Below are 6,886 nucleotides of genomic sequence, written 5' to 3'. Positions count from 1 at the left end.
ACCATGACCGCATCAAGCTGAGGCTAAATGGCCTAAGCCCCGTCGATTACAGGGCTCAGGCCGCTGGCTAAAGCTGTCCAACTTTTCGGGGGCAGTCCACCCTGTGGGAGCTGGCTTGCCAGCGATGCTCTTTGAACCTGCATACACCAGGACCAGAAATGACCGATTTCCTGATTGTCGGCGCCGGCATCCTCGGCCTCTCCCACGCCTATGCCGCTGCCCGCCGTGGCCTGCGGGTCAAGGTCTTCGAACGCAGTGCCACGCCGCTGGGCGCCTCGGTGCGTAACTTCGGCCAGGCCCTGATCAGCGGCCAGCCGCCGGGCATCATGCTCGATCTCGCCCGCGCCAGTCGCCCGCTATGGGCGCACTGGGCCGAAACCGCCGGCTTCTCCATCAAGCGCAACGGCTCGCTGCTGCTGGCCCGCAACGACCTGGAGCGCGACCTGCTGGAAGCCTTCTGCACTTCCCGCGCGGTGGAGCACGGCTACCCCGCGCGCCTGCTCGAAGGCGATGAACTGCGCGCCCTCTACAATGGCCGTTTCAGCCATCACCGCGCCGCCCTGCATGGCCTCGACGACCAGCAGGTGTTCTCCCGCGAAGCCCTGCCCAGCCTGATCACCTGGCTGCGCGAACAGATGGGCGTAGAGTTCCACTTCTCCACCCTGGTGCGCGGCATCGAACCGGGTCGCCTCGACACCACGGCTGGCAGTTTCAGCGGCAAGCAGATCGTGGTCTGCTCCGGCCACGACTACCAGACCCTGCTCGCCGAGCCGATCGCCGCGTTGCAGCCCCAGGTCTGCCGCCTGCAAATGCTCCGCGCCCGTCCGCGCTTCGAGTTGGACCTGCAACACTCCCTGCTCACCGGCTTGAGTTGCCTGCACTACGGCGCCTACGCCGACCTGCCGGAAGCTGTGCCGCTGCGCGAACGGGTCGAAGCCAGCAGCCCGCATCTGCTGGAGCATGGCATTCACCTGCTGATCAGCCCGACGCCCCATGGCGAACTGATCATCGGCGACTCCCACAGCTATGGCAGCGATGCCTCGCCGTTCAATGCCGAGCAAGTGGACAATTGGATGATCGAACTGGCCGAGCACACCCTTGGCGGGCGTATCGAGGTGGTCGAGCGCTGGCAGGGCGTGTATGGCTCCGGTGGGCCGGGACCGTTCTCGTTGCTGCCGGTGACGGACGGGATCAGCGCTGCGCTGATGCACACTGGCGTCGGCATGAGCGTCGGGCCGGCACTGGCCGAGCGGCATGTGGCGCGATTGCTGGGTGAAGCCCTGTGAGCACGCCGGAGCAGGTGGTGGACGGGCTGTTCGCCCTCTATGAGCGGCATGGCGACGAGGATTACATCGGTGAGCCGGTGTCCCAGTTGGAGCACATGTCCCAGGCGGCCGGGCTGGCGCTGGCCGAGGGCTATGACGATGAAGTGGTGCTGGCAGCGTTTTTCCACGATATCGGGCACCTGTGCGAGGGTGTGGATATGGGTGGGTATGGCGTGGTCAGTCACGAGCGCGTCGGCGCCGAATGCCTGCGCCGCTGCGGCTTTGGCGAGCGCATGGCGAAGCTGGTGGAGTACCACGTCGAGGCCAAGCGTTATCTGGTGCTGCGCCAGCCGGGGTACTTCGAGCGTTTGAGCGAGGCCAGCCGGCGGACCCTGGAGTACCAGGGCGGGGTGATGAGCGAGGAGGAAGCCGATGCCTTTGAACGGGACCCGTTGTGTGCGGTGAGTTTGCGCATGCGGGTGTGGGATGAGGAAGCGAAGCTGGAGTGGGTGCCGGTGATGGATCTTGGGGTGCTCAGGGCCAAGGCTTTGGCGTTACTGGCCTGAGTTCTTTGGTGAGCTTCCGGGCCTCATCGCTGGAAAGCCAGCTCCCACAGGTATCGCGTGCACCGCTGGATCTTGACAGTTGCATTTCTTGGGTGGACTTGAGTGCTACAGGTCTCGCGTGCACCGCTGGACCCTGTGGGAGCTGGCTTGCCAGCGATGAGGCCCGAAAGAACAACCTAGATCTCCAGCACCAGCCCCTCGATCTGCTCCAGCCTTTCGGCCTGGCTCAACCTGGCCCCCGGATTCAGCGAAGACCACTGCGGATGCGCCCGCGCCTTGCTCAAGGCCGCCGGCAGCTTGCCTTCCCGCCAGGTCTGGTCCGGCGGCATGTCCAGCCTGATCCGGTTCACCGCCGCATGCCCCCGGCTATCCAGCGCCTGCAGCAACTGCCGCTGCCGCATCGCCAGCAACCTCAGTACCGCATCATCCACCGTCAGTTCCTGCTGCCCCTTCAACTTGCCGAGCAAGCGCGAGCCATAGCTGCGCGCCGTCCCCAGCGCACCACCGGCAATCGCCCCGGCCAGTGCGGCGACACCGAGGGTCAGCCCGCCCACTGCCAGATCGATCCCGGCACCCGCCGCCGCCCCGGCCATGGCCCCGCCACCCAGGCGAATGCCCAGCAGCTTGAGGGTTTCCGGATTGAACAGGTCATCGCCCCAGCGCCCGTCGAGCAACGGCAGGTCCCCGGCATTGGCATCCTCACGGCGAAACGCATAGAGCTTGAGCAGCGCCTCGACACAACGCTGCTCCCGCTGGCGAATGGCATCGCGCAGTTCGGCGATGGCGGCCGCTTCTGCCTCCGGCTTCGCCACCACGCTGCGCCGTGCCGCCGCGCAATCCACCAGCAGTTCGGCGATCAGGCGCTTGCCGCTGTGCTGGCGAACGTGCCGCTGCGCCTGCTGGTCATCGATCAGCCGCTGCAACGCCGGACGGGCGTTTTCCAGCATCAGTGCAAGGCTTTCGTACAGCCGCCGCTCGCCATCTTCCGGCGGCGCCACGCTGTCGAAACGTACCAGCGCATGCAGGCCGAGGCGGGCCAGGGCCTCGCGCCAGTCCGGTTCGCGGTGGTCGCTGCTGGCGACGAAGTTGAGCACCGGCAACAGCGGCTTACCGCAACCGGCCAGAACCTCCAGTTCGTCGCGGTACTTGGCCAGCACCGGCTCGCGGGCATCGATCACATAGAGCCCGGCATCGCTGGCCATCAACTGGCGCAGCACTTTGGCTTCCTGTTCGAAGCGCTGGCGGGCCTCGGCGCTCTGCAGGAAACGCTCCAGCCGTGCCGGCCCATCGAGCCGCTCGCCCGGCCGCTCCAGGCGTTCGAGGTAGTCGAGCAAGGCGATGGCATCTTCCAGTCCGGGAGTGTCGTACAGCTCCAGCAGCGGCTGACCGTCCACCGACAATCGCGCGCCCTCGACATGCCGGGTGGTGCTGGGGCGATGGGACACCTCGCCGAAACCCACATCCCGGGTCAGGGTGCGCAGCAGCGAGGTCTTGCCGACATTGGTATGGCCGACCACGGCGAGTTTCAGGGCATCAGTCATGTCCATGCTCCAGCCAGTTCAGCGGTGAGGTGTCGGCGTGAGGCAGGCCCAGTTGGTCCAGCGCCTGGTGCCAGTCGCCAAGGCGTTCGGCGTCCAGGGCCTGGCCCGGAGGTGGTTGCATCAGCCAGATCCGCGTGGCGGCAGCGCTACGGGCCAGTTCGGCGAGCAGCGCGAGGCTGCCGCGATCCGGCGAGCGGCGCGGGTCGCAGGCAATCGCCAGGCGGGCTGGCGGGAAATGGCTGAGCTGGTCGAGCAGACGGCGGCGGGATTCGCGGCTGTCGAGCACACCGGCATCGGTGACCGAGGCCGGCAGGGCGGGCGGCCAGGGACGCTGATCGTCCAGCTCCAGGCCCACCAGCAGCGCGCCTTCGTGCTGCACATCGTCCTGGCTGCGCTGGATCTGCGGCAAATGCTCGGGGGCGGCATCGTTGACGCCGAGGCGTTCGCTGCTCGGCATCAGCGCTTCGCGCAGGCTGCTGTAGCCGGGCAGCTTGAGGTCCAGCGCCAGCCGCGCACGGCCCTGGCGCCAGCGCCATTGGCACAGGGCGGCGAGGATCAGGCGCGGGAGGATGCCGTAGACCACCAGCACACCCAACAGCCAGCCGGCCCAGGCCTGGCGGCTGAGGTCCAGGGCCGGCAGGCTGTCGCCGCTGGCGCGGATCATCGCCACGTCCGGTGTGCTGAAACCGAGCAGTGCCGGCAGGGCGCCGAGGGCCTGGGTCAGGCTGACGAAGGTGTCGGGCTGGAGCAGGGTGGTTTCCCAGACGAAGCCGTAGCGCCTGGTTGAAAGCAGCATCAGCATCAGTACCAGCGCGCTGCCCAGCGCCAGCAACCACAAACCATGCACCAGCGCACCGAGCAGCCAGCGGGTCAGGCGCTGGCGTTGCAGCAGGACCAGCAAGGCAGGGGCGAGGTGGGCGGCCTTGGCATCGCGGGCGAGTTTTTCGCTGAGCCACAGCCACAGGCGCCCGAGGCTTGCGCCTTGTTCGCCAGCCAGGAAAAACCCGGCAGCCCAACCCAGCAGCAACAGCAGGTTGAGCCCGAGCAGGCTGCCCAGGGCCCAGAACACATTGACCGGGCGCTGCCCGTCGCCGAGGGCGGCGAAGGCCAGCCCGCTGCCGCTGACCACGGCCAGCACCAGCAGCGCCAGCAAGGCCAGGCGCGCGCCGCGCTTGTAGTGCTCCAGTGCCTGGCGCAGGCCATCGCGTTCGGCCAGCCACAGGGCGCGGGTCTCGATGCGCTGGGCCAGGTCTCCGCCTTGCTGGCGGGCGCGGCGGTTGGCTTCCTGGTCGTCGAGGGGGCCGGTATGTTCTTCGCGCAGGCGTACCGCTTCGGTCAGCCAGCGTTTGTCCAGATCGGTCAGTCCAGTCACGTACAGCTTCCTTGAACCATTCACCGGGGAAGCATAACCCAGGCGTCCTTTGCTATCCTCGCCAGCATGAATACATCACTCCCCCTCAGCCTGATCGTGGCTCTCGCCGAGAACCGCGTCATCGGCCTCGACAACCGCATGCCCTGGCACCTGCCGGGGGATTTCAAGTATTTCAAGGCCACCACCCTGGGCAAGCCGATCATCATGGGGCGCAAGACCTGGGACTCCCTGGGGCGGCCGCTGCCGGGGCGGTTGAACCTGGTGGTCAGTCGCCAGCCGGGGTTGCAACTGGAAGGCGCCGAGGTGTTCGCTTCGCTGGAAGAGGCGATTGTCCGCGCCGATGCGTGGGCGCGGGAGCAGGGCGTCGACGAGCTGATGCTGATCGGTGGCGCGCAGTTGTATGCGCAGGGGCTGGAGAAGGGGCTGGTGGATCGGTTGTACCTGACCCGGGTGGAGATGAATCCGGAGGGGGATGCGTGGTTCCCTGAGGTGGACGAGGGCGTCTGGAAGAAGGTATCGAGCCAGCAGGGGCCGGTGGAGGAAGGGAAGCCGGTTTATCACTTCGAGGTCTGGGAACAGATCTAGGGCCTCATCGCTGGCAAGCCAGCTCCCACAGGTTTCGCGGTGCACGCGGTCCCTGTGGGAGCTGGCTTGCCAGCGATAGGGCCCTCGAGGCCTACGAATGACTCAGCTGAACCTGCTCATCCCCAGCTAAAACAGCCTTGTCGGTCTGCCCCAGCATCTGGCTGGTAATGGTCCCCGCCGTCATCGCCCCACTGACATTCAGCGCCGTGCGGCCCATATCGATCAGCGGCTCCACCGAGATCAGCAGCGCCACCAGTTCCACCGGCAAGCCCATGGCCGGCAGCACGATCAGCGCCGCGAAGGTCGCTCCGCCACCCACTCCGGCCACCCCGGCCGAACTCAGGGTCACCACCGCCACCAGCGTGGCGATCCACAGCGGATCCAGCGGGTCGATCCCCACCGCCGGCGCAACCATCACCGCCAGCATCGCCGGATACAGCCCGGCACAGCCGTTCTGCCCGATGGTCGCACCGAACGACGCGGCAAAGCTGGCGATCGCCTGCGGTACACCCAGACGCCGGGTCTGCGCCTCGATGCTCAGCGGAATGCTCGCCGCACTGGAGCGGCTGGTGAAGGCGAAGGTCAGCACCGGCCAGACCTTGCGTGCGAAGCGCAGCGGGTTGACCCCGGCCAGCCCCAGCAGCACGCCATGCACGCCGAACATCAGCGCCAGGCCGATATAGGACACCACCACGAAACTGCCCAGCTTGATGATGTCGTCGAGGTTGGAACTGGCGACCACCTTGGTCATCAGCGCCAGTACGCCATACGGCGTGAGCTTCATCACCAGGCGCACCAGGCGGGTGACCCAGGCTTGCAGGGTGTCGATGGCCGCGAGGGCGCGGTTGCCCTTCTCGGCATCGTCCTTGAGCAGTTGCAGGGCGGCGACGCCGAGGAAGGCGGCGAAGATCACCACACTGATGATCGAGGTCGGCTTGGCCCGGGCCAGGTCGCCCACCGGGTTGTTCGGCAGGAACGAGAGCAGCAGTTGCGGGATGTTCAGGTCGGCGACCTTGCCGGCGTAGTCGCTCTGGATCGTCGCCAGCCGCGCGGTTTCCTGGGTACCGGCGACCAGGCCTTCGGCGCTGAGGCCGAACAGGTTGGTCAGGACGATGCCGATCAGCGCAGCGATGGCCGTGGTGAACAGCAGGGTGCCGATGGTCAGCACGCTGATCCGCCCCAGCGACGAGGCGTTGTGCAGGCGCGCCACGGCGGAGAGGATCGAGACGAAGATCAGTGGCATGACGATCATCTGCAACAGCTGCACATAGCCGATGCCGACCAGGTCCAGCCAGCCGATGGTGGCTTTCAGGATCGGGGTGCCGGCGCCGTAGATCGTGTGCAGGGCCAGGCCGAACAGCACCCCGAGGACCAGGCCGACCAGCACCTTCTTCGCCAGGCTCCAGCCCGAGTTGAGTTTGGCCAGGCCCAGCAGCAACGCCAGGAACACCAGCAGGTTGAGAAACAGCGGCAGGTTCATTGAAGCTCCAGAAGAAAACGACGCACACCGCCTCTGCGGGCGGTTACTCAATCGAAAATGCTAACAGTCTGAAAACA

The 6,886-nt window shown here is 66.7% G+C and carries 6 protein-coding genes; 3 read left to right on the top strand and 3 right to left on the bottom strand.

Annotated elements, in window-relative coordinates; all coding sequences use genetic code 11:
- Positions 1-158 precede the first annotated feature (158 nt).
- Positions 159-1,286: a TIGR03364 family FAD-dependent oxidoreductase gene (locus PSEMO_RS22910; protein WP_075805234.1), complete on the top strand. Its 1,128-nt coding sequence runs from the start codon at positions 159-161 to the stop codon at positions 1,284-1,286.
- Positions 1,283-1,831, top strand: a complete 549-nt coding sequence (locus PSEMO_RS22905; RefSeq protein WP_075805233.1) for a phosphonate degradation HD-domain oxygenase — start codon at positions 1,283-1,285, stop codon at positions 1,829-1,831. Before PSEMO_RS22910 ends, PSEMO_RS22905 begins: the two co-directional genes overlap by 4 nt.
- A 176-nt stretch (positions 1,832-2,007) precedes the next feature.
- Here the strand turns inward: PSEMO_RS22905 and PSEMO_RS22900 are convergent, their stop codons facing one another.
- Together PSEMO_RS22900 and PSEMO_RS22895 are read right to left on the bottom strand one after the other, a co-directional pair.
- On the bottom strand, positions 2,008-3,372 hold the full coding sequence (locus tag PSEMO_RS22900) for a GTPase/DUF3482 domain-containing protein (protein WP_075805232.1): 1,365 nt from the start codon (positions 3,370-3,372) through the stop codon (positions 2,008-2,010).
- Positions 3,365-4,744 carry a DUF2868 domain-containing protein gene (locus PSEMO_RS22895; protein ID WP_075805231.1) on the bottom strand — a complete coding sequence of 460 codons (1,380 nt, stop codon included), beginning with the start codon at positions 4,742-4,744 and terminating at the stop codon, positions 3,365-3,367. Before PSEMO_RS22895 ends, PSEMO_RS22900 begins: the two co-directional genes overlap by 8 nt.
- A 66-nt stretch (positions 4,745-4,810) precedes the next feature.
- On the opposite strand from PSEMO_RS22895, the gene PSEMO_RS22890 reads away from it, so the two are divergent.
- Positions 4,811-5,329 (top strand): dihydrofolate reductase, encoded by a 519-nt coding sequence (locus PSEMO_RS22890; RefSeq protein ID WP_075805230.1) that lies wholly within the window; start codon positions 4,811-4,813, stop codon positions 5,327-5,329.
- 91 nt (positions 5,330-5,420) lie between these two features.
- On the opposite strand, the gene PSEMO_RS22885 is transcribed toward PSEMO_RS22890, so the two are convergent.
- The gene (locus tag PSEMO_RS22885) at positions 5,421-6,809 is read right to left on the bottom strand and encodes an L-cystine transporter (RefSeq protein WP_075805229.1); all 1,389 of its coding nucleotides are present in this window, start codon (positions 6,807-6,809) and stop codon (positions 5,421-5,423) included.
- Positions 6,810-6,886 lie beyond the last annotated feature (77 nt).

The sequence above is a fragment of the Pseudomonas putida genome (genome assembly GCF_001941965.1).
Lineage (GTDB): Bacteria > Pseudomonadota > Gammaproteobacteria > Pseudomonadales > Pseudomonadaceae > Aquipseudomonas > Aquipseudomonas putida_L.
The sequence above is the reverse complement of the archived record's forward strand: the minus strand, read 5'-3'. Positions and strand labels throughout refer to the sequence as shown.